This is a genomic window from Candidatus Kapaibacterium sp. (genome assembly GCA_025059875.1).
Taxonomy (GTDB): domain Bacteria; phylum Bacteroidota; class Ignavibacteria; order Kapaibacteriales; family HRBIN21; genus HRBIN21.
Genome location: JANXCT010000001.1, coordinates 339,143 through 360,009, shown reverse-complemented (window position 1 = coordinate 360,009; position 20,867 = coordinate 339,143). Strand labels below are relative to the sequence as shown.

Genomic DNA, 20,867 nt, shown 5'->3' with positions numbered 1-20,867 from the left:
AGTTACGGACGGAACTCTGCCGCTACCACTCGGACTGGCCTCGGATAACGGATCTCCCCAAGAGGAGTCTGGAGCGTCGGCTGAACGTCTAGTGAAACTCGAGACAGTTGCCCCTGGCCAAGCTCCAGTGCCAGACGGAGCACATCCTCATACCGCCGCTGCTGGAAGAACTCTACTAGGTCCACCCTAATTTGCAGAGGCAACAACGTCTCTGCACCACCTGCGATCTCCACTGGCTGTGCCAGTGTCCCTCGTATCGTAGGGACCTCATCCAGCAGCAATCTCCATTCCATTGCCGCCAGCCGAATTGGGAGCTGACGGCGCCCCATAGTACCATCGTTTGGATTGCGGACCGCTACCTGGAGTATGAAGTCCACCGGCAAGCTCCCGGCCCGATAGGATGCTAGCAACTGTGCTGCCTCCACGGCGCTAAAGTCGCTGACCCTTTGCTTCTGGCCCAGAGAGATCCCTACCAACTGGACATCCGTGATGCCGTTGAGACGGAACTGGAGGTGCTCAATGCCGACAAGTGCCTCTGTGACTTGGCGGACTGCCTGGCAGCCAGAGATCCCCAACCAGAGAGTGCTCAGGAGGGTTGTTCGGTAAAGCCAAGGGAGCTCCATAGCTCGCGGATCTCTGGTGGTATGGGGACCCCATGCTGGTGGGCATGATGGTACAGGAGCTGACATGCCCGCCGCAGCTGGCTAAGAGTCGTCAGGAGACGTACCTTCGCGACCAGCAGACGCTCGTCAACGGGCTTGCCGAGAAAGTCGTGGGCTCCTGCCTCTATCGCCCGAAGCTGGTTTGGAGCATCGGTGAGGGCCGTCACAATGACCACTGGAACCAGCGCCGTTGCAGGGTCCTGCCGTAGCCGCTGAAGCGTTGTATAGCCGTCCATCTGCGGCATCATCACATCCAGTACGATTGCATCGGGCAGGCGTTGCGCAACGGCCTCAGACACTCCATCCCGTTGTATGCCTCGCCAACCTCGTAGCCGTACTTCTCAAGGTAGCGCCGCAGGAGCTTGACCATAATCCGGTTGTCGTCCACTACGAGCACGTAAGGAGCAGCCACCGCTACACCCTCTGCTGTGAGCTACGCAGCACAAAAATACCAATTCCACTTACCCGCGGAGAACAACGACTGCCGTTGCGTAGATTGCCCCCAACCACAGTCCCCAGGCAGCAAAGCTCCACACCATCCCATGCCACAAAGGTATTGCCGCCACTCGCCCAAAGAGGTACCCCAGCATGCCGAACTGCGCAATTGCCCCGACGTGCATCCGCGACAGCACAGAAAACAGCGTCGGGTCAGCCTCGTATGGAACGAACAGGGCAAGTCCAGGCTGTATCTGAATGGACCCCCCAAGTGTCTGGACGACCGCGGTGATGACCTCACCTGCTGCGCCTACGAGGCTACAGTATCCCAGAGCCGTCACCAGAACCGCAAACGATAAGCTCTTCCACTGCACCCCAACAAGCGGCTGCAGTAGCCACAGGAGCCCTGCAAGCGACAACAGTGTGATGACATTCGTGAACAGCCCTCCGAGCAGGCTCCGCGGTAGCGAGAAGGCTAATCCCTCCTGCAAGCGCTGGCGGATCTCTGCACGCTGCTGCTCAGTAATCTCCGGATGCCGGGCGAAGTAGTCCTCAAGCCGCTGCTCAGCCATACGACGCATCTGTTCTCGGAGCGTCGGGTTTTCGGCGTAGAGCCAATTGACTACCACCGACGCTCCCGTCATACAGAGCAGGGCCATCGCGAAGACCTTACCGGCATGAGCTCCGAGTAGGGGAACCAGATGGCTAGGCCGCAAGAGGTAGCGTACACCTTGGAGCCAGGCTATGCGTTCCGATGTAGGCTGGTCCATCACTCTGCCGAGGACACCACAGATGTACGCAGGCTATGACGAACGCTACCTTTAGGCAGTGCCGTTAGGCGCAACGTACCAGCTCAAGCGCGGATGGGCCATCATCCGCTGGAGGATTCGGCGGACGACTGGGGCGGCGGTATGTCCCCCAGAGCCGCCCCCTTGTGGGCGTAGGAGCATCACCAGTAGCACCAACCGAGGACGGTCCGCCGGGAAGAGAGCCACGAACGAGGCCGTATGGTGTTCGCGGCTATACTGCCCTCCAACAAGCTGCTGTGCTGTCCCTGTCTTGCCCGCAACGGCAATCCCCGCAAGATAGGCAGGCCGTCCCGTCCCCTCCTCTACCACACTCCGGAGAAGCTGCCGGAGCTGCTGCGCTACCGGGACCGTCAAAACCCTGCGGACAGGCTGTGGGGAGAACTTCTGGAGCTTCGTCCCATCTGGATCCAGCACCGCCTCTACCAAGTACGGGCGCATCAGGACGCCATCGTTGGCAATGGCAGCGTAAGCGCAGGCTAGCTGGAGTGGGGTCACCGCTAACCCGTAGCCAAAGCCCCAGAAGAGCGCGGTCAAAGGCTGGAACTGGTGCGGCTTTGGGACAATCCCAGGTGCTTCGCCAGGCAGTTCGATGCCCGTCGGAAGCCCACAGCCGAAGTCACGGATGTAGCGATACAGGAGTCGAGGGGACAGGCCCTGGGCTACTTTGGCGAAGATGACGTTGCTGGACCACGCTAGTGCTTCTCGCAACGTTGTGTATCCCAGCGGGTGCTCGTCGACAATTCGATAGCCATCGCCATCCCATACTCCATGATGCCCGAAGAGGGTATCTGACAGGCGCAGAAGACCTTGCTCTAGAGCCGCCGCTGCTATGAGGGGCTTGAGAATAGACCCAGGCTCGTAGACGTCGCTGACGATCGGCGCATGAGCACTCCCGCGCGGCGGCGTAGGGACGACCACCATAGCCCGCACGGCACCAGTGGACGGCTCTATCGCTAGCGCCAAACCGGAAGCGGCCTTTACCCGACGTACGCCTTCGGATAGTTCGTAAGCCACGATGCTCTGGAGTTCACCATCCAGCGTCGTCCGTAGTGTTGGAGGGCGCCTTCCGGACTCCAGGACATGTTCTACCTGCGGCGAGAGGTATCCCCGAGCATCGCGGCGCATCACGATTGGCTCTGGGTTCTTCCGCAGCACGGAGTCGTAGACGAGCTCCAACCCCGACAGCCCTTGTTGGTCCACGCCAACGCTGCCCACTGCTGGCAGGAAGAGGTCACCGTGCGGATAGACACGCACACGCTCGCGCAGCCGCACCAGTCCAGGCTCCGAGAGTGTGTCCAGCCCAAGCGTCTCCTTGCCCCAAATACCACGGCGCAGCCAGAAGAAGCGCCCCTTTGCCGTAGCAATCCGCTCCAAGCACTCCGCCTCCGGGATGGCCAGCACTTCCTGCACCCGCCGGCAGAGGCATTCCGCACACCGCACCATTGCCGGGTCAACTCCATACGATACCCCCTGGACGCTCTCAGCAATCGTCTCGCCTCGGCAATCCACGATGCGCCCGCGTTGAGGCAGTGACAGCACAGAGACATATGCCTGCCCGTGGAGTGCCTCCCGCAGCTCGGAGCTGGCGAAGAGATGGAGCATAGCAAGCCGTGCCCACACAAGTATGAAGCCGGCAGATAGTCCAATGCCCACGAGCTGCACTAACCAACGGCGTCCAGGGATTTGGCGCCCCTCTACAGCACGCATTCGCGAATGGCTCACCCACCAGCACCGACCTGGAACAGGCGCATGAGGAGGTCACCAACGACGTAACCGACGACTGCAACTCCAAGCCCAACCAGGAACATATCCAGCCCGCTCCTGAACGCCCCGCGGCCCGTGAAGATGCTCCGAGCTGCCCCAACGACGAAGTGCATGAGCATGCTCACGGTGAAGGAGATCCAGACGACCAACGTGCTGTGCCCAAACAGGAACGGGATAACAGGCACGAGTGCTCCCAAGGCTGTTGCTATCCCGGTGGTGACCCCTTCTCGCAACGGTGAGCTCCGGAATTCACCAATCCCAAGCTCCTCCCGTACCTTTTCGCGGAGAGCAAGCTCTGGATCAGCCATGACCTGCTCTGCAGCCTGCTGGGCCTGCTCCGGCGGCATTCCCTTTGCACGGTAGAGCAGCACTAGCTCCTCTCGCTCCAGCTCTGGCATCAACTGCAGCTCTTCTCGCTCCGTTTGGATTTCGTGCTCGTAGACCTCCCGCTCACTCTTCGCTGCCAGGTAGCCACTGGCACCCATAGAGAGTGCGTCGGCCACCAAACCGGCAATGCCCGACAAGAGCACAATGTGGGGAGCAACCTCTGCCCCGATGACACCCATGACGAGTCCGAAGTTCGCCGTAAGGCCATCGTTGAAGCCGTAGACGACGTTGCGTAAGAAGCCCCCCGACTCCATCCGATGCCAGGGCTCGCTTCCGTTCCCCAGCAGTCGGTTCAATTCGGCAATGTGCTCTGCCTCGTCCCGAGCTACCCGGGAGGTCACCTCTCGAAGCCGCCCTGAGAGACGGGGCTGCTCACGGAGATACTGCCGAACCTCGCGTGCCTCTTCGTTGATACGCGCGTGTACCACAAAGCGGGCATTGCCTCGGCGAATCATCCACAGGAGGAAGCGTGTCCGTAAGCTGAGCGGGCGCGGCTTCGGACTCACGCCTTGGCTCCGAAGGAGCTCCTCAAACCATGCCTGATGCCGACGCTCTACCTCAGCTAGCTCTCGATAAAGCGCCTGTCGTTCGGTGTCGGACTCTGCTTCAGCCAATGCGTCGTAGATGAGAGCGGACTCCCGCTCATCATGCCAGTGTTCCAAGAGCCGGCGGGTCTCCATGTGGGCTACTCTGCCGACTGTGGCATCACCTCTACTTCCTCTGGGCGACGCAGGAGAACCTCCCACGTTATCTCGCACCCCGAACGGCGCACCATGATGGAGGCACTGCAGTAGGTACTCTGCGACAGCTCCACGGCCCGCTGCAAGTCTTGCTCCGTCGCATCGGGGCTGACGAGCTCGTAACGGAGATGGATACGCCGAAAGACTTTGGGATGCTCCGGCGCTCGCTCTGCCTCCGCACTGATTCGGAAGGTCGTCACCGTCCGCCGCTTCTTCCGGATGATGCTGAGCACATCCATGGCCGTACAAGCCATCATCGCTTGGAGGAAGAGCTCCATTGGGCGCGGTGCTGTGTCGCTCCCCCCAACGCTCGGGTCAGCATCAAAGTACGTGCGCTGTCCACGCTCATTGCGTCCCTCCAAACGCATGCCAGTATCGACGAGTTCCAAAACTGCCTTCATCGCACGCTCCCTGTAGTCCTTTGGAACATGAGCAACACTTCCCCACCAGCCCTTACTGGATGCGAAGCCTTGGGATATACCACCTCCACAGGGCGAAAGCCCTGCTGCTGCATCAATTCCACCGCTTCTGTCGTATTCACAACGAAGGGCAAGACCATCCCCGCCTACTATGGAGTCCAGCGGGAAGAAGAGCCACACCAACCGCCCCCCAGGATGCAGCAAGCCAGCCATGGCAGCAAAGTACTCCCCGCGCCGTTGGGGGTCAATCGCACAGTAGCACGTATACTCCCACACTGCGCCAGCAGGCCTGGCCCAAACCGCAGGGAGCTGGAAAATGTCCTCATAGATGAGCTCTGCTTGCAGTCCCTGCTGCTGGAGTTGGTCCGCCAGCCACCATAGTGGTCCAGGTGCGAAGTCTGCTCCGACCGCGTCGTACCCCTCGCGTGCCAGCAAGATAATGTTAATGTCGTGTCCGAAACCGCATCCTGGGACGACACGAGTCTGCTTTCCGTCCACCCGCGGTAAGAGGGGGAAAGACCGCTGCCGAAGGAGTTCCCGGAGTACCGGTGTCTCTCTACCCAAGTCCCATCCCATCTTCCCCCCGACGGTATCGCTCGGGCCAGTAGCTTACAGCGCTGGCATCCATGTCAACGGTTGGCATTTGCCCCGCAAACTTAGCCAAAAGGCCCCGTCGGGAACAACCGCTGTATGCATGAAACCCCTTCTGCGAACGTCTTCTGAGCACGCGTATCCTCGCCGTAGTACCACGCCTTGAGGTGCGAGAAGACGGCTGTTGAACAGCAGAACGGACCCCTAATGCCCGAGGCCCGACCGGCAGAAGCGAAGCAGAAGGCCCTGCAGTTAGCGATCGACCAAATCGAGAAGCAGTTCGGTAAGGGGGCCATCATGCGCCTAAGCGACTCCCAGGTCGTTCCCGTGGAAGCCATCTCTACGGGCAGCCTGACCTTGGACGCTGCAATTGGAGTTGGTGGTGTCCCCCGCGGACGCATCGTGGAAATCTTCGGCCCCGAATCCTCGGGCAAAACGACCGTATGCCTCCACATCATCGCAGAAGCCCAACGGCAGGGCGGCATCGCTGCCTTTGTGGATGCCGAGCATGCGCTAGACATCCAGTACGCTCAGCGCTTAGGGATAGACCTCAACAACCTACTGCTCTCCCAGCCAGAGTTCGGAGAGCAAGCGCTGGAGATCGTGGAGACACTCGTGCGGAGTGGTGCTGTGGACGTCGTCGTAGTTGACTCTGTCGCAGCCCTCACGCCACGGGTTGAGATTGAAGGGGAGATGGGGGATGCCCAAGTTGGGCTGCAGGCACGCTTGATGTCACAGGCAATGCGGAAGCTCAGCGCTGCTATTGGCCGCTCGAATGCCGTCGTGATCTTCACAAACCAGCTCCGCAGCAAGATCGGCGTGCTCTACGGGAACCCAGAGACGACTACTGGTGGGAACGCTCTCAAGTACTACGCCTCGGTCCGCATCGAGCTACGCCGCAAAGACGTCATCAAGGAGGGCACGGAGATTGTCGGCAGCCGCATCCGCTTCAAGGTGGTCAAGAACAAGGTGGCACCTCCCTTCAAAGAAGGCGAGTTCGACATCCTCTACACCGAAGGTATCTCCCGGCTCAACGAGCTCATAGACCTCGGTGTAGAGTACGGTATCGTTGCCCGTAGTGGCTCGTGGTTCTCCTTCGGCGAGGAACGCGTCCAGGGACGCGAAGGTTTGCGGAAGCTCCTCCAAGAAGACCCAGCCCTCTACGCCCGCCTCGAGGAAGCTGTCCGAACTACTCTCAAGCTACCACAACGTGGTGACGGAGAAGCCACCCGCAATGCCTCTCGAAAGCCCCTAGCACCTCAAGAGCGCTGAGCCCCATCCCCAGCAGCGGCGTCCCTAGAGGGCATCAACAGACGCACCACCAACCAGGTCTGCCACCCAAAGAGCGCAACACCACACGTTACCGTCAGCCCCGCCAGGAGAGAGTAGAGGCGGTGGTATCCCTCAAACCGAGCAATCGCAGCCAGCGTCTCAGGCGTCGGATTGTCGAAGCTAACGGCGCGTGCGATGCTGTTCATCAGCGGCTCCAGCAGGCCAGCGTAGATGCCGAAGAGCGTAACCATCACCACGAAGGCCACCAACCCTAACCGCCATTGCCACCCACGGAGCCGTAGATTGAGGAGCCACAGGCCTGTTCCGACGAGCAGGATTCCCGCAATTTCCAGTACATGTAGGCGTGCCAAGATGAGCCGATTCACTACCCCAGCCGTATCGCGTGAGAGGACCTCAAAGGGAACCCCCGCTACCGCAATCCCGAACACCCCCAAGCTCCCTACCCACAGCGTGATCCCCGCGTAAAACGCTAGCAGTGAACCGAAGAGTCGCCACCGGTTCATTTCGCCTCACCATCCTGCAGGTCTACCTTCACCGAAAGCGCCACCGCAAGCGCAGAAGCCGCCGCCGTAGCCACAGCCGTAGGCGCCGGAACCAGTACAGCGGAGACAGCAACCTCAGGAGCCACTCCAACGAACTCCCAGAAGCCGCCGCCAGAACCATCAGAGACCGACGCTCCATACGGTTGAGCGACACACGCTGGTGTGCGCTCACGTACTCCCCCTGGCGGATGACACGTGCCACATGAGTCCGCAGTTGCTCTTCTAAAGCCTGCAGAGAACTTGCCTCGGGACAGCACTCTGCCAAGAAGCTTAGGTACTCAGCAAGGACGGCTGCATCGCGGTAGTCCTGCGCTGTTGGCAAGTCCCGAAGACGCTCCAGGAACTGCTGTACTGCCTTCTCCAGCAGCACCCGACGTTCCGCCGATAGCTCAACGAGGGAGGCCAACTCCATGTCTTCCACGGCCACAAACACCGTGCAGAGCTGCTGGAGGGCCGTACTGTAGTGCTCATGCGCCTGCTGCTCCACCTGTGTAAAAAGTGCCGCATACTGCTGCTCCAGTGCCCGTAGCTGGTTGGCCAGTGACCGCCGTTGCTGTTCCCCGGAGGCGTTGGCCAGAAGCCGTTCTACATGGCGCTTCTCGTCGGAGAGCTTCCGCAGAAGCCGGCTCGGCTCACTGTCATCCCGATAAGCAAAATCCTCCACCGCTTTCGCCTTTAGCTGAAGCTGGCCTGCGCCCAGCCGGACGGCATGCAAGCGGATGTCCGTGCCCAGCAACTCCCGGAGCTGTTGGACGTGCAAGTACGCAATCCCGTCGGTGATGACCAAAATCTCACTCTGCGCTAACGAAGGGCGCCGGCGGATATCATTGACTGCCGTCACAATTGCCTGTTCCAAGGCCGTCCCTTGGCCCACGGCCCGGAGGCGAAGCACAGTCTGCAGCAGCTTCTCAAACGAAGCCCGATCGCTAGCATGGAGGAGTTCGCCCAACTGCAAATCGAAAGTGCGGAAGAAGACTTCACCAAGCTCTGCCTGGTTTCGTCGGAGGAAGATGTACGTGATCGCCTTTGCCAACTGGATGCGGTGGTGCATCTGCATAGAGGCAGAAGTGTCAAGCAGCACGTACACCTTCTGCTTGCGGATGTCCGGGGCGTACACGTCGGCTTGAGTCTGGTAGCCGTAGACCTGCGGAGGGCGGGCAACGGGCATCCACAGAGACCGTTCAGCCAAGCGGTGGTAGAAGACCTCCTCCGGCAGCAGAAACTGGTGCGAGTAGATTCTGGCTACGTCACGGTAGTGCCGGATGAGTTCGGCCTCGTACTCCTCCGCCACGAACTGGTGATGTAGTAGGGGTTTCGACACCGACTCACGCTGTAGGGTAGCATGCGATGCCAAGAGCCCGAAGAGCGGTGCCAGACGCTGCGCCAGGGGATTATCCGGCCGAAGGAGGACACGGGCAATTTCGTAGACGGCAGCAAACTCCTTTGGTAGGTGGCGCTCCACCGCCTCAAAGAGCCCGAATTCCTGCATTGCCAGCAGGAACAGCCCAACTTCGTCAACCGAGCGCTGTGCTGACTCCATGAGTCCGCGCGGCTTGCCTGCAGCAAATTAGAAATTTCCCTACAGCCGCTATCGCCTGCTCAGAGGCCGGAGAGGGGGTAATTTTGCGGCCGTGTTGCATTACTCGCGCTTCTGCTATGCCCGCAGCCGTTATCGTCTCCGCTGTCCGTACCCCGATTGGTGCCTTCTTAGGCTCGCTGTCTGAGCTTCCTGCTCCACGCCTAGGAGCGCACGTCATTGCGGAATCGCTTCGCCGCGCTAGGATTGAGCCAGCGATCGTTGATGAAGTCATCATGGGCAACGTCCTCACGGCTGGTGTTGGACAGGCCCCAGCCCGTCAAGCCGCCATCTTCGCTGGACTTCCGGAACACGTTCCCTGCATGACCATCAACAAAGTCTGCGGCAGCGGGTTGAAGGCAGTTATGCTCGCTGAACAGGCTATCCGATGTGGTGACGCTGAAATCGTTGTTGCAGGCGGCCAAGAATCAATGTCGAATGCTCCTTACCTCCTCCCTAGAGTCCGCACAGGGTTGCGCATGGGACATGCCCAGCTCGTTGACTCCATGATCCACGACGGACTCTGGGACGTCTACAACCAGTTCCACATGGGCGACGCTGCTGAGCTCTGTGCCAAGACATGCTCGATTGGACGGGACGAACAGGACGAATACGCCATCCTAAGCTACCGCCGGGCTCTGGAGGCCCAAGCGAAGGGATACTTCGCTGACGAGATTGTCCCTGTTACCTACGAACGCCCGAACGGACAGACGGTCACTGTCGATACCGATGAGGAGCCTGCAAAGGTGCGCTTCGAAAAGATTCCCCACCTCAAGCCTGTCTTCCGCCCCGACGGAACAGTAACGGCTGCAAACGCTAGCTCTATCGACGACGGTGCTGCTGCTGTGGTCGTAATGTCTGAAGAGCGTGCAGCAGCCCTGGGGATCAAGCCATTGGCTCGCATCGTCGCTCATGGCTCGGTTGCCCAGAAACCCGAATGGTTCACAACTGCCCCCATCGAGGGAATCCGGCATGTCCTACGCAAAGCCGGCATGCAGTTGGAGGACATCGACCTGTTTGAGATCAACGAAGCCTTCGCTGTTGTTGCGCTCGTAGCCCAGAAGCAACTGGGGATACCCCTGGAGAGGCTTAACGTCCACGGTGGAGCCGTTGCGCTTGGACATCCGATTGGTGCTTCGGGTGCTCGCATCTTGGTTACCCTCATCCACGCCCTTCGGCGATACGGCAAGCGCTACGGTATGGCTGCTATCTGCATTGGCGGTGGAGAGGCCAGTGCGCTGATCGTTGAAAACCTCCAGTAACCCTCAGTCCCTGGCATCACTAACGCGAGACCACCGAGCTCGGGAAAAGGCGACTAAAATAGTCCCTTTTTCCCTTCGTCTCCGCCCCTGCGAAACGTGCCACGGTGAAACATAGCTTCGATGCCAGCGCAGTACGAGGACGTTCTCCAGCAGGTCACGGAATCGGAATACAAGTACGGCTTCGTTGCAGAGATTGAGGAAGAAATTGCTCCAGTAGGGCTCAACGAAGACATCATCCGCTACATCTGGGAGCGAAAGGGCGAACCAGAGTGGATGCTCGAATGGCGCCTACGAGCCTATCGCCACTGGAAGACGATGCAGGAGCCCCGGTGGGCAAAGGTTACCTATCCACCGATCGACTACCAGGCCATCAGCTACTACGCAGCACCAAAGAAACGACACGTCAGTAGCCTGGACGAGGTTGACCCCGAGATTCGCCGCATCTTTGAGCGTTTGGGTATCCCACTGGAGGAGCAGAAGCTACTGGCTGGGGTTGCTGTTGACGCTGTTCTGGATAGCGCCTCCGTTGCGACAACCTTCAAGGAAAAGCTGGCGGAGCTGGGTATCATCTTCTGCTCCATGAGCGAGGCAATCCAGAAGTACCCAGACCTGGTGCAGCGGTATCTCGGCTCCGTGGTGCCATACACGGACAACTTCTTCGCAGCCCTCAACTCCGCTGTATTCAGCGACGGTTCCTTTGTCTACGTCCCGCCCGGAGTGCGCTGTCCAATTGAGCTTTCCACGTACTTCCGCATCAACGCTGCTCGGACCGGACAGTTCGAGCGCACCCTCATCATTGCTGATGAAGGCTCGTACGTCAGCTACTTAGAGGGCTGCACCGCTCCAATGCGGGATGAAAACCAGCTCCACGCTGCCGTCGTGGAACTGATCGCGTTGGACGGAGCGGAAATCAAGTACTCCACTGTCCAGAACTGGTACCCGGGCGACGCTCAGGGGCGCGGTGGCATCTACAACTTCGTCACCAAGCGCGGTATCTGCTTGGGCAAGGAGTCTAAGATCTCGTGGACTCAGGTGGAGACAGGCGCTGCCATCACGTGGAAGTACCCGAGTGTTATCCTCAAGGGTGAAGGGAGCGTCGGCGAGTTCTACTCAGTCGCTGTCACCAAAGGCTTCCAGCAGGCAGATACCGGCACCAAGATGATCCACATCGGCCGGCACACCCGAAGCCGTATCGTCTCTAAAGGCATCGCTGCTGGGCGGAGTAACAACACGTACCGAGGGTTGGTCCGCATCCTCCGCGGGGCTGACTACGCCCGCAACTATACCCAGTGCGACTCCCTACTCATCGGGAGCAGTTGCGGGGCTCATACCTTCCCCTACATCGAGGTGCTCAACCCAACAGCGGTGACCGAACACGAAGCAACGACATCCAAGATTGGTGAGGACATGCTCTTCTACTGCCAGCAGCGCGGTATCTCGGAGGAAGATGCCGTGGCCCTGATCGTCAACGGTTACTGCCGCGAAGTCCTCAACCAACTGCCGATGGAATTTGCTGTAGAAGCGCAGAAGCTGCTGGCGATCTCGCTGGAGGGTAGTGTTGGGTAACACAGCTGTGGATCAGGATGCAGCCACTGTTGAGTGTAAGGAATCTCCGCGTTGCCGTTGAAGGGAAAGAGATTCTGCGGGGAGTGGACCTGGAGGTTCGCCCCGGAGAGATCCATGCCATCATGGGACCGAATGGGTCCGGTAAGAGCACCCTCGCAGCGGTCCTTGCAGGCCGCGAGGGTTACGAAGTCCTGGAGGGCGAGGTCCTCTTCGATGGCCAGAACCTGCTGGAGATGGAGCCAGAAGAGCGTGCCCGATTGGGTCTCTTCTTGGCCTTCCAGTATCCGGTAGAGATTCCCGGCGTCACGCTGGCCACCTTTCTGAGGACTGCCCTCAATGCCATTCGAACCGCGCGCGGGCAGGAGCCGTTAGACCCCATCCAGTTCCTGAATCTTGCTCGCGAGCGCATGAGCTGGCTCGGGATTGATCCAGCCTTCCTGCAGCGTGCCGTCAACGAGGGATTCTCCGGGGGCGAGAAGAAGCGGAACGAGATCTTCCAACTCCTGCTCTTGGAGCCTCGGTTGGCAATTCTGGACGAGACTGACTCTGGACTAGACATCGACGCCTTGAAGATCGTCGCCTCCGGAGTCAACCGAATGCGCTCTCCAGAGCGGGCCTTCGTTGTCATCACACACTACCAGCGTCTCCTCAACTACATCGTCCCCGACATCGTGCACGTACTCTTCGACGGGCGCATCATACGTTCCGGCGGCAAGGAGCTCGCGCTGGAGCTGGAAGAGCGCGGATACGATTGGCTCCGCACCGAAGGCGAAGAGCTTGTGCTACCGACCCTCCCGTAGGACAGGGCTATGGCAGCACACGATCTCCAGACACGCTTGGTGGAGACTTTCCACCGCTGGCAACATGATGGTGACAACCTACCCTGGTCTCCGCAACATCCCCTGCGCCACCGGGCAATAGCAGCTTTCCAGCGCCTTGGCTTCCCGACAACACGGCACGAGGATTGGAAATACACCAGCATTGCACCACTGCTGCGCCCAGCATACCGGCTTACCCCCCCGCCACCTCTGGAACCGACCGCTCTCCTCCACCGGTTTCCTGCCCTTGAAGGACTCCCCACGCCCCACGTGTGGCTCCTCAACGGTCTCCCGGTAATCGCCAGGCTGCCCGAGCAGGTGCAGTGCTGGAGCTTCCTGCAGAATCCGGAAGGCCATCCCTCCTTCGGTAGCCTTCTGCCACTTGAGGATGAGGCCTTCGTAGCCCTCAACACAGCCTTTGCTCCCGATGCAGCATTCGTGAGCCTTTCGGGCGACTTGCCTGATGAAGTACTCCACGTTGCCATCGTAACAACCGCAGAAACTGAGCCGCAGCTTGCACACCCTCGGCTGTGGCTACGCATAGAACCGAATGCCCACCGGCGTGTCCTGGTGAGCTTCCACAGCTTGGGCACGCATCCCGGCCTGACGAACGCTGCCGCTGAGCTGTTGGTAGGTCCAGGCGCTCACTTGGAGCTCGTCGTCTGGGAGACCGACGTCACGACAGCATACCTCATTACGACCTTCAGCGCCCTACTGGAACAGCATGCTCGCTTGGGCGTCTGGCACGTGGCCCTGGGCGGGGCAGTGACACGCAACAATCTGTATATTCGCCTCGCCGGCTCTGGTGCTGATGCCCAGCTCTTTGGCGCAATGATGGTCGAAGGGCAGCAGATCATTGATCACTGCACGCTGGTGGAACACCGGGTAGAGCAGTGTACCAGCAATCAGCTCTACAAGTCCGTGGCCGACGACCAAGGGACCATCACCTTCTCAGGACGAATCCACGTATACCCAGGGGCCCAAAAGACGAATGCTTACCAGTCCCACCGAGCCGTGCTACTCTCAGAGAAGGCTACCGTCAACGCACGGCCACAGTTAGAGATCTACGCTGACGATGTCCGTTGTACCCACGGAGCTACAACCGGCAGCCTGGACGAAGGGGCCCTCTTCTACCTCCGCTGTCGCGGGATTCCACACGCCGAGGCTCGAGCGCTTCTGCTCCAGGCCTTCCTGACAGAAGCAATCTCCTCGCTGCCCGACGAAGTCGTGCGGAACCGAGCGGAGGCAGTACTCGAGGGGTGGGCGCATCGCACTGCAGAGGTGACCCCATGAACGTAGAATCGCTCCCCACCAGTGTCTCTGAACAGCTCGTTGCTCGCTGGCGCGAGGACTTCCCAATCCTTCTGCGCACCGTCTACGGAAAGCCGTTGGTATACCTGGACAACGCCGCTACGACACAGAAGCCGCGAATCGTTCTGGAAGCGACTCAGCGCTTCTATGCCGAACTCAACAGCAATGTCCATCGAGGGGTCTACTACCTGAGCGAGCAGGCTACGGAGCTCTACGAAGAGGCTCGCTGCACCGTCCAGCGCTTCATCCAAGCGGCCTCTCCGAAAGAGATCGTCTTCGTCCGCGGCACTACCGAAGCGATTAACCTGGTTGCTCATGCTTTCGGGAGAATCCGCCTCCGGGAAGGGTCGGAAATTGTGCTCTCCCACATGGAGCACCACTCCAACATCGTGCCATGGCAGCTCGTTGCTGAGCAGACAGGAGCTCGGCTGCGCGTTATTCCTATCACCGAGCAAGGAGAGCTAGATTTAGAAGCCTACGAGCGCCTGCTGACAGAGCGGACAGCAATCGTAGCCGTTGTGCACGTATCCAACTCCTTGGGCACGATTAATCCCGTCCACGAAATCATCCGCATAGCCCACGCGCGAGGCATCCCTGTACTGCTTGACGGTGCCCAAGCTGTAGCCCACATGCGGGTTAACGTCCAGGAGCTCGATTGTGACTTCTACGTCTTCTCGGGGCACAAAGTCTACGGCCCTACTGGCATCGGTGTCCTCTACGCAAAGCGCCAGTGGCTGGAGGCGTTCCCACCGTACCAAGGTGGCGGCGATATGATACGGCACGTGACCTTTGAGCGCACCACATACAACGATGCCCCTCACAAGTTCGAAGCCGGTACCCCCAATATCGCCGGAGCGATCGGTCTGAAAGCGGCGCTGGAGTACGTCGAAGCCGTAGGCATGGAAGCTATCTCCGCTCATGAGCAAGCGCTACTGGATTATGCTACCGAGCAGCTCCAGCAGATCCCCGGACTTCGCCTCATTGGGACAGCCCCAAACAAGGCAGCAATCGTCTCGTTCGTCGTGGACGGCATCCACCCCCACGATCTCGGCACCTTCGTAGACCGAGAGGGGGTAGCCATCCGCGTTGGCCATCACTGTACACAGCCTGTCATGGACTTCTTCGGGGTCCCCGCCACTGCTCGGGCCTCATTCGCCCTCTACAACACGCAGGCAGAGATTGACTGCTTCGTGGCAGCACTGCGGAAAGCAATCGCATTCTTCGGGAGCAACCATGGATGAGCTGCGTGAACTGTACCAGCAGATCATCTTAGAGCACTACCGAAACCCGCGCAATGCTGGAGATTTGCCCGGAGCTACCCACAGGGCTGAAGGGGACAACCCCCTCTGCGGCGACCATGTTACAGTGGCTCTCCGCGTTGTGGACGGCAAGATTGAGGAGATTCGCTTCAAAGGAAATGGCTGCGCGATCTCCCAGGCCTCAGCCTCGGTGATGACGACAGTTGTCAAGGGTAAGACAGTAGAGGAGGCAGAACGCCTCTTCGAGCTGTTCCATGCTGTTGTTGCTGGCAAAACAGTCCCAGATCTCCAAGCCTTGGGTTCGCTTGCAGCCTTCACTGGCGTTCGCGAGTTCCCCTCACGCGTGAAGTGTGCCACTCTCGCGTGGCACACCCTGCGGGCAGCACTACGAAATGTCCCCGAAGCCGTCACGAAAGAGTGAGACATGAGCGTAACCGCGACCGAGCAACGGGTCTACTCCCTCCCGATTCACCACGTCATCGAGGGTGCAGAACCCAGCGACGACATCTACATCACCGAACAGGCACTCATGGCCCTCCGCCAGCTCCGTGAGCTCAACCACCTGCCTGATCACTATGTCGTCAGGCTTGGAATCCGGACGGGGCCCCCTCAGCGCCGTATCCCGTACACCCTCGGCTTCGACGCCCAGGTCCGCCCAGAAGACTATGCCTTCCCCGTGGAGGACCTGCGGTTCGTCGCAGATGCCCGCAGCATCTTCTACCTAATGGGAATCACGCTCGATTACACCGAAGGCCCTAGCGGTCGTGGGTTCCTCTTCCGAGAGCCACAGCAGCCGCAGTCACAGGCCTCCAACACCACACCAGACGGGGAGCTGCGTGCCCGCATCATCGAAGCCCTTAAGACGTGTTACGACCCCGAAATCCCCGTCAACATCTGGGACTTGGGGCTGGTGTACGAGATCAAGATTGACCCTAAGCAGAACGTGCGTATCGTGATGACAGTGACGACCCCAGCATGTCCCGTAGCAGACCTGCTACCGCGACAGGTAGAGGATGCTGTCCGTCAGGTTCCGGGGGTGAAGGACGTGCGCGTTGAGATCACGTTCAATCCTCCATGGCACATGGGCATGATGTCAGAGGCCGCTCGACTCCAGCTTGGCTTGATGTGAGAGTTGAGTCTTCGCGAGAGAATGGCAGAGGTAACCCCAACCTCAGGTGAACACTCCGCCAACACAGCACAGCCAACAACTGGTCCGGACGGAACAGTCCAGGTAACCGTCCGACTGTATGGTGAGACACACACCTTCAGCATGAAACCAACCGAGTACGTTCTCTACGCTGCCATAGAAGCGGGACTGGATGCCCCCCATTCATGCCTCAGCGGCTACTGCGCTACCTGTCGAGCAAAGCTGGTCGAAGGACAAGTGCAGATGGAGATCAACGACGCACTGACGGAGGAGGAGGTAGCACAAGGCTACATCCTGACATGCCAGTCCCTCCCGCTCACTGACCGCATTGTAGTAGACTACGACCAGTGATGCTGAGGCTCTCCCGCCGCGTGGAATACGCTCTCTTGGCCCTATATCACTTAGCTCGACACCCGGGGATTGCAACTGCCCGGGAAATAGCCTGTGCCTACAATCTCTCGAGCGAGTTCCTTGCTAAAGTCCTCCAACAACTCAGCCGTGCTAGGCTCATTCGCGCCCACCACGGTGTTCACGGCGGCTATTCGCTCCTACAGCCCCCGGAGATGATTACGCTGTCAATGGTCATTGATGCCGTGGAGGGAGAATGGGGCGGACTAGTAGAATGCCGTGGTGACGAGCACCGCTGCCACATCTTCCCCCAGTGCACGATCCGGCATCCTCTGGCCGTCTTAGAGCACCGGCTCCACGATCTCTTGGCGTCCACGACACTTGCGGAGTTGGTCGGATACTCACGGGTAGAGCTATGACAACCGTGACGGATGTACGGTTGGCCTTTGCAATCGAGGGTGCCGATGAGGAAGACGCAATCACCATCACCGCTCGCGCCCTAGAGGAACTGCACCGCATTCGGCGCGAACACCAGATCCCCGAGCACTACGGGCTGCGGATGGGGGTCCGTGGTGGTGGATGTGCGGGCTTTTCGTACGTGTTGGGCTTTGACGAGCGCCCCCGAGCCAATGACTTCATCCTAGAGGCCGACGGTATCCCAGTCTTCATTGACCAGCGTAGTGCCTTCTACCTCATGGGCTGCACGCTGGACTTCGCCGACGGACTCATGCAGCGCGGCTTTACCTTCCGCAATCCGAATGCGACCCGCACCTGCGGCTGTGGTCATTCCTTCGGTGTGTAGACAGTCTGTCCCACATTCTAGCCCGAAAAGCCATGCCCTACCAGTGGAAATTCAATCCTCGACCGTATTCGGACGAGGAAGCGGCTGAGCTACTCAAGCAGGTCATCTCCCCAGAGACGGCCGATTGGCACTACAACACTCACCACAAGGGCTATGTGACAGCACTGAACCGGATAGAGGAGGAGCTGGAGAAGGCTGACCGTTCCGCAGCCAACGGGAATTGGTCCCATATTGGCGAGTTGAAGCGTCGCTTCACTTGGAACCACGCTGGTGCGTTGCTGCACGACATCTACTGGAAGGTCCTCGGTGGCGATGGAGATCCCAGCAAAGGCCCCGATGTCGTGGCTGCCATAGAGCGTGAGTTCGGGAGCCTCGAGGCGTGGAAAGCAGACTTCAAGGCAACGGCACTGTCGGCAAAACTCTCGGGATGGGCACTGCTAGTTTACGACCAGCTCTACAGCGGCCGTCTCCTCAACGTCCTGGTGGATGAGCATCACTATGGCGCTATTTGGGGCGGCATCCCGCTGATTGCCTGCGACGTCTTCGAGCACGCATACTACCACAAGGACGGTCCTGCTCGCGCTCGCTACGTGGATAATTTCCTAGCGAACCTGCACTGGGGGCGGATCAACGAGCTCTACCGCACATACGTGTTGCGGAGCCCGCAAGGGTGAAGTTCTGTTGGGCATGAAAGCCCTCATCCATGAACGAACCTCCAGTGATCCTGGTCGTTGACGACGAGCGGGACATCACGGAACTCCTAGCCTACACTTTCCGGCGGCAGGGGTGGAATACAATTGCAGCCCACGACGGTGAACGTGCGATAGAGTTAGCACGGCAAGTGCGTCCCGATCTCATCGTCTTGGACATCATAATGCCTGGCACAGATGGGTTTGAGGTCTATCGCCGACTTAGGCAGCTGCCGGAGACTGCTTCCATTCCAGTGCTCTTCCTGACGGCACGCTCTGACGAAGTAGACCAAATCGTAGGCTTAGAGCTCGGCGCAGACGACTACATCGTCAAGCCAATCAGCCCACGCCTGCTCGTTGCTCGAATCAGCGCCATCATGCGGCGCCTCCGCGAACGGACTCGCACAGAAGTCCTGGTGGCGCCTGAAGTCATCCGTGTTGGCGGCTTAGAGCTGCGCCGCGCCAGCTACAGTGCCCGCTACGAAGGGCGCGAAGTCTTCTTTGCTCGCAAGGAGTTTGAACTCCTAGCCCTGTTGGCAGCCAATCCTGGCCGCGTCTTCTCGCGGCAAGAGCTGCTACGCCTCATTTGGGGCGAGAGCCAGGTGGTGACTCCTCGGACTATAGATGTCCACGTAGCAAAGATCCGCGCCAAACTTCGGCACTACGCCGAGCTCCTGGAGACTGTCAAGAACCTCGGCTACCGTTTCCGCCCCGTAGCTGAGACACCAGCAGACACATCAGCGGATGCCTCATCAGCGTGAGGTTTACCCTGACCCTCAGACGGAGGGGTCTTTCGTCGGCTCCTCGATTTCTCCGTCAGAGCTCCTGGCCTTCCTCAGCGATCCAGCATCGTATCCTCACCGACCTTCAACCGTTCGGCTCGTCCAGACGCATGCATCGTACGTCGCTCTCGTCCCACCGTGGGTGTACAAGGTCAAGAAGCCCGTCAACCTCGGATTCCTAGACTACTCCACCGCCGAACGCCGCTACTACTTCCTCCAGCGAGAGCTTGAGCTCAACCGCCGATTGGCTCCCGGCATCTACCGCCGGATCCTCCCGATTACGCGGACATCGACGGGGCGCCTCCGGTTCGGCGGACGTGGCCCTGCTGTAGAACATGCTCTCCTGATGCGCTACATTCCCGAAGGGTGGGTGCTCCGTTACCGTCTTCAACAGCGGCGCCCCACCGTCCGCCCAGAAGACATTCGCCGCATCATCCGCCACCTCGTAGCCCACCTCTACGCAGGCCAAGAGCCGACCCCGGAAGTCCTCTCCTGGGGTAGTCCCGAGCGGCTCCGGATTAGCACGGACGAAAACTTCGAGCAGACCCAGCCCTTTGTTGGAACGACTGTCTCGGCACTAGCCTACGAGCTTATCCGCCACTACACCGAGAGGGTCTACAACGAGGCGGCCGAGCTCTTCCAGCGCCGCCTGGAGCAGAAGCGGATTCTAGAGTGCCACGGAGACCTCCACAGCGAGCATATCGCCTACACCCCGCGGCGCATCCTCATCTACGATTGCATCGAGTTCAACGAGCGCTTCCGCTGCATTGATGTCGCCAACGACATCGCTTTCTTGGCGATGGATCTGGACTTCTACGGCTACCCTGCCCTCAGCAAAGTCGCCGTGGAGACAGCAGCAACCCTCCTACAGGACCCCGAGCTCCGGCTGCTGGCGGACTTCTACAAGTGCTACCGCGCCTACGTACGAGGCAAGGTGGAGAGCCTACGGGGGGCATCTCCGGAAGTACCGGAACACGAACGGGCCAATGCCTACGACCGAGCCCGACGCTACTTCCAGCTTGCACTCCGATACGCCACCATTGGCTCAGAGCCAACCATCCTCGTCATCATGGGGCCAATTGGCTCCGGCAAGACGACCTTGGCCCGGAGCATTGCCCAGGAACTGGGATGGCACGTGGTCAGCTCCGACGCAATCCGCAAGACCTTAGCAGGACTCCCTGCCTTAGAGCCTAGTCCAGAGTGGCTGCGACCATGGCTCTACTCTCCGCCGATGACTCACCGAACATACCAGCAACTGTGGCAGAGCGCTAGCGATCTCCTCCGCCTCCATGGTGGTGCCATCGTAGACGCCACGTTCGCCCGACGCTCCCTACGGGATAGCTTCCGCCGCAAAGCCAGCCAAAGTGGGGTTCCCACGATCTTTGTTGAACTCACAGCCCCGATGGAGGTACTCCGCCAACGGGTTGCAGAACGCCGGGGTACTCCGACCGACTCCGACGCAGGCCTTCGGGAACTTGAGCGCTTAGCACCCCGCTACGAACCCCCAGACGAGCTCCCAGTGGGTGACCGACTCTTGTGCCCGGCAACAGCACCTGTTGGTGAGCTCTGCAGAGCAGTGCTGATGGCGCTCATGGAACGTCGCCTTCAGCAGCTCTTCTCGCCGACGGGGCAGAGAGCGCAGGTGCCTACGTAGCGCCATTGGCG

23 protein-coding genes are annotated in these 20,867 nt (G+C 59.8%); 14 read left to right on the top strand and 9 right to left on the bottom strand.

Annotation, left to right across the window (positions count from 1 at the left end):
• Window positions 1-2: 2 nt before the first annotated feature.
• Genes NZ960_01630 through NZ960_01600 form a run of 7 tightly spaced genes read right to left on the bottom strand, consistent with a single transcriptional unit; the run spans window position 3 to window position 5,792 of the window.
• The gene (locus NZ960_01630; GenBank protein ID MCS7176319.1) at window positions 3-623 is read right to left on the bottom strand and encodes a hypothetical protein; all 621 of its coding nucleotides are present in this window, start codon (window positions 621-623) and stop codon (window positions 3-5) included.
• Window positions 587-961 carry a response regulator gene (locus NZ960_01625; protein ID MCS7176318.1) on the bottom strand — a complete coding sequence of 125 codons (375 nt, stop codon included), beginning with the start codon at window positions 959-961 and terminating at the stop codon, window positions 587-589. Before NZ960_01625 ends, NZ960_01630 begins: the two co-directional genes overlap by 37 nt.
• Window positions 910-1,074, bottom strand: a complete 165-nt coding sequence (locus tag NZ960_01620) for a response regulator (GenBank protein ID MCS7176317.1) — start codon at window positions 1,072-1,074, stop codon at window positions 910-912. Before NZ960_01620 ends, NZ960_01625 begins: the two co-directional genes overlap by 52 nt.
• A 49-nt stretch (window positions 1,075-1,123) precedes the next feature.
• Complete coding sequence (locus tag NZ960_01615) at window positions 1,124-1,867, bottom strand: YolD-like family protein (protein MCS7176316.1); 744 nt, start codon at window positions 1,865-1,867, stop codon at window positions 1,124-1,126.
• Between the two features lie 51 nt (window positions 1,868-1,918).
• Window positions 1,919-3,613 carry a penicillin-binding protein 2 gene (locus NZ960_01610; GenBank protein ID MCS7176315.1) on the bottom strand — a complete coding sequence of 565 codons (1,695 nt, stop codon included), beginning with the start codon at window positions 3,611-3,613 and terminating at the stop codon, window positions 1,919-1,921.
• Between the two features lie 11 nt (window positions 3,614-3,624).
• On the bottom strand, window positions 3,625-4,737 hold the full coding sequence (locus NZ960_01605) for a VIT1/CCC1 transporter family protein (protein MCS7176314.1): 1,113 nt from the start codon (window positions 4,735-4,737) through the stop codon (window positions 3,625-3,627).
• A gap of 5 nt (window positions 4,738-4,742) precedes the next feature.
• Window positions 4,743-5,792, bottom strand: a complete 1,050-nt coding sequence (locus NZ960_01600) for an OsmC family protein (protein MCS7176313.1) — start codon at window positions 5,790-5,792, stop codon at window positions 4,743-4,745.
• Between the two features lie 222 nt (window positions 5,793-6,014).
• Here NZ960_01600 and recA point away from each other — a divergent pair, with 222 nt between their 5' ends.
• The gene (gene recA / locus NZ960_01595; protein MCS7176312.1) at window positions 6,015-7,079 is read left to right on the top strand and encodes a recombinase RecA; all 1,065 of its coding nucleotides are present in this window, start codon (window positions 6,015-6,017) and stop codon (window positions 7,077-7,079) included.
• Here the strand turns inward: recA and NZ960_01590 are convergent.
• A complete protein-coding gene (locus NZ960_01590) occupies window positions 7,067-7,603 on the bottom strand; it encodes a hypothetical protein (protein MCS7176311.1) in 537 nt (178 codons plus the stop codon). The genes recA and NZ960_01590 overlap by 13 nt on opposite strands.
• A gap of 28 nt (window positions 7,604-7,631) precedes the next feature.
• Window positions 7,632-9,182: a VWA domain-containing protein gene (locus tag NZ960_01585; GenBank protein MCS7176310.1), complete on the bottom strand. Its 1,551-nt coding sequence runs from the start codon at window positions 9,180-9,182 to the stop codon at window positions 7,632-7,634.
• A 116-nt stretch (window positions 9,183-9,298) separates the two neighbouring features.
• Here NZ960_01585 and NZ960_01580 point away from each other — a divergent pair, with 116 nt between their 5' ends.
• The 13 genes from NZ960_01580 to NZ960_01520 all read left to right on the top strand — a co-directional run bounded on the left by NZ960_01580 (window position 9,299) and on the right by NZ960_01520 (window position 20,856).
• Window positions 9,299-10,480: an acetyl-CoA C-acetyltransferase gene (locus tag NZ960_01580; protein ID MCS7176309.1), complete on the top strand. Its 1,182-nt coding sequence runs from the start codon at window positions 9,299-9,301 to the stop codon at window positions 10,478-10,480.
• Between the two features lie 120 nt (window positions 10,481-10,600).
• Window positions 10,601-12,046 carry a Fe-S cluster assembly protein SufB gene (gene sufB / locus NZ960_01575; protein ID MCS7176308.1) on the top strand — a complete coding sequence of 482 codons (1,446 nt, stop codon included), beginning with the start codon at window positions 10,601-10,603 and terminating at the stop codon, window positions 12,044-12,046.
• Between the two features lie 26 nt (window positions 12,047-12,072).
• A complete protein-coding gene (sufC, locus tag NZ960_01570; protein MCS7176307.1) occupies window positions 12,073-12,846 on the top strand; it encodes a Fe-S cluster assembly ATPase SufC in 774 nt (257 codons plus the stop codon).
• Between the two features lie 9 nt (window positions 12,847-12,855).
• Window positions 12,856-14,157: a Fe-S cluster assembly protein SufD gene (gene sufD, locus NZ960_01565; GenBank protein MCS7176306.1), complete on the top strand. Its 1,302-nt coding sequence runs from the start codon at window positions 12,856-12,858 to the stop codon at window positions 14,155-14,157.
• Window positions 14,154-15,416, top strand: coding sequence for a cysteine desulfurase (locus NZ960_01560; protein ID MCS7176305.1), 1,263 nt, complete (start codon window positions 14,154-14,156; stop codon window positions 15,414-15,416). The genes sufD and NZ960_01560 overlap by 4 nt, the downstream gene beginning before the upstream one ends.
• Window positions 15,409-15,855, top strand: a complete 447-nt coding sequence (locus NZ960_01555; protein ID MCS7176304.1) for an SUF system NifU family Fe-S cluster assembly protein — start codon at window positions 15,409-15,411, stop codon at window positions 15,853-15,855. Before NZ960_01560 ends, NZ960_01555 begins: the two co-directional genes overlap by 8 nt.
• A 411-nt stretch (window positions 15,856-16,266) precedes the next feature.
• Entirely contained in the window at window positions 16,267-16,563 is a 297-nt protein-coding gene (locus NZ960_01550; GenBank protein ID MCS7176303.1) for an iron-sulfur cluster assembly protein, read from the top strand.
• A gap of 21 nt (window positions 16,564-16,584) precedes the next feature.
• Window positions 16,585-16,932 (top strand): 2Fe-2S iron-sulfur cluster-binding protein, encoded by a 348-nt coding sequence (locus NZ960_01545; protein ID MCS7176302.1) that lies wholly within the window; start codon window positions 16,585-16,587, stop codon window positions 16,930-16,932.
• Complete coding sequence (locus NZ960_01540) at window positions 16,932-17,348, top strand: Rrf2 family transcriptional regulator (protein ID MCS7176301.1); 417 nt, start codon at window positions 16,932-16,934, stop codon at window positions 17,346-17,348. Before NZ960_01545 ends, NZ960_01540 begins: the two co-directional genes overlap by 1 nt.
• The gene (locus NZ960_01535; protein ID MCS7176300.1) at window positions 17,345-17,731 is read left to right on the top strand and encodes an iron-sulfur cluster assembly accessory protein; all 387 of its coding nucleotides are present in this window, start codon (window positions 17,345-17,347) and stop codon (window positions 17,729-17,731) included. The genes NZ960_01540 and NZ960_01535 overlap by 4 nt, the downstream gene beginning before the upstream one ends.
• A gap of 32 nt (window positions 17,732-17,763) precedes the next feature.
• Window positions 17,764-18,405 carry a superoxide dismutase gene (locus NZ960_01530; GenBank protein ID MCS7176299.1) on the top strand — a complete coding sequence of 214 codons (642 nt, stop codon included), beginning with the start codon at window positions 17,764-17,766 and terminating at the stop codon, window positions 18,403-18,405.
• A 29-nt stretch (window positions 18,406-18,434) separates the two neighbouring features.
• Window positions 18,435-19,181, top strand: a complete 747-nt coding sequence (locus NZ960_01525) for a response regulator transcription factor (protein MCS7176298.1) — start codon at window positions 18,435-18,437, stop codon at window positions 19,179-19,181.
• Complete coding sequence (locus NZ960_01520; protein MCS7176297.1) at window positions 19,165-20,856, top strand: AAA family ATPase; 1,692 nt, start codon at window positions 19,165-19,167, stop codon at window positions 20,854-20,856. Before NZ960_01525 ends, NZ960_01520 begins: the two co-directional genes overlap by 17 nt.
• Window positions 20,857-20,867: the final 11 nt, after the last annotated feature.

Bases quoted from the DNA above. Each gene is read 5' to 3' on its own strand.
- NZ960_01560 (MCS7176305.1), top strand. From the start codon at position 14,154: ATGAACGTAGAATCGCTCCCCACCAGTGTCTCTGAACAGCTCGTTGCT.
- NZ960_01580 (MCS7176309.1), top strand. From the start codon at position 9,299: ATGCCCGCAGCCGTTATCGTCTCCGCTGTCCGTACCCCGATTGGTGCC.
- NZ960_01615 (MCS7176316.1), bottom strand. From the start codon at position 1,867: ATGGACCAGCCTACATCGGAACGCATAGCCTGGCTCCAAGGTGTACGC.
- NZ960_01540 (MCS7176301.1), top strand. From the start codon at position 16,932: ATGCTGAGGCTCTCCCGCCGCGTGGAATACGCTCTCTTGGCCCTATAT.
- NZ960_01610 (MCS7176315.1), bottom strand. From the start codon at position 3,613: ATGCGTGCTGTAGAGGGGCGCCAAATCCCTGGACGCCGTTGGTTAGTG.
- NZ960_01600 (MCS7176313.1), bottom strand. From the start codon at position 5,792: ATGGGATGGGACTTGGGTAGAGAGACACCGGTACTCCGGGAACTCCTT.
- NZ960_01545 (MCS7176302.1), top strand. From the start codon at position 16,585: ATGGCAGAGGTAACCCCAACCTCAGGTGAACACTCCGCCAACACAGCA.
- NZ960_01585 (MCS7176310.1), bottom strand. From the start codon at position 9,182: ATGGAGTCAGCACAGCGCTCGGTTGACGAAGTTGGGCTGTTCCTGCTG.
- NZ960_01535 (MCS7176300.1), top strand. From the start codon at position 17,345: ATGACAACCGTGACGGATGTACGGTTGGCCTTTGCAATCGAGGGTGCC.
- NZ960_01555 (MCS7176304.1), top strand. From the start codon at position 15,409: ATGGATGAGCTGCGTGAACTGTACCAGCAGATCATCTTAGAGCACTAC.
- recA (MCS7176312.1), top strand. From the start codon at position 6,015: ATGCCCGAGGCCCGACCGGCAGAAGCGAAGCAGAAGGCCCTGCAGTTA.
- NZ960_01590 (MCS7176311.1), bottom strand. From the start codon at position 7,603: ATGAACCGGTGGCGACTCTTCGGTTCACTGCTAGCGTTTTACGCGGGG.
- sufB (MCS7176308.1), top strand. From the start codon at position 10,601: ATGCCAGCGCAGTACGAGGACGTTCTCCAGCAGGTCACGGAATCGGAA.
- NZ960_01605 (MCS7176314.1), bottom strand. From the start codon at position 4,737: ATGGAGACCCGCCGGCTCTTGGAACACTGGCATGATGAGCGGGAGTCC.
- NZ960_01525 (MCS7176298.1), top strand. From the start codon at position 18,435: ATGAACGAACCTCCAGTGATCCTGGTCGTTGACGACGAGCGGGACATC.
- NZ960_01630 (MCS7176319.1), bottom strand. From the start codon at position 623: ATGGAGCTCCCTTGGCTTTACCGAACAACCCTCCTGAGCACTCTCTGG.
- NZ960_01520 (MCS7176297.1), top strand. From the start codon at position 19,165: ATGCCTCATCAGCGTGAGGTTTACCCTGACCCTCAGACGGAGGGGTCT.
- sufD (MCS7176306.1), top strand. From the start codon at position 12,856: ATGGCAGCACACGATCTCCAGACACGCTTGGTGGAGACTTTCCACCGC.
- NZ960_01530 (MCS7176299.1), top strand. From the start codon at position 17,764: ATGCCCTACCAGTGGAAATTCAATCCTCGACCGTATTCGGACGAGGAA.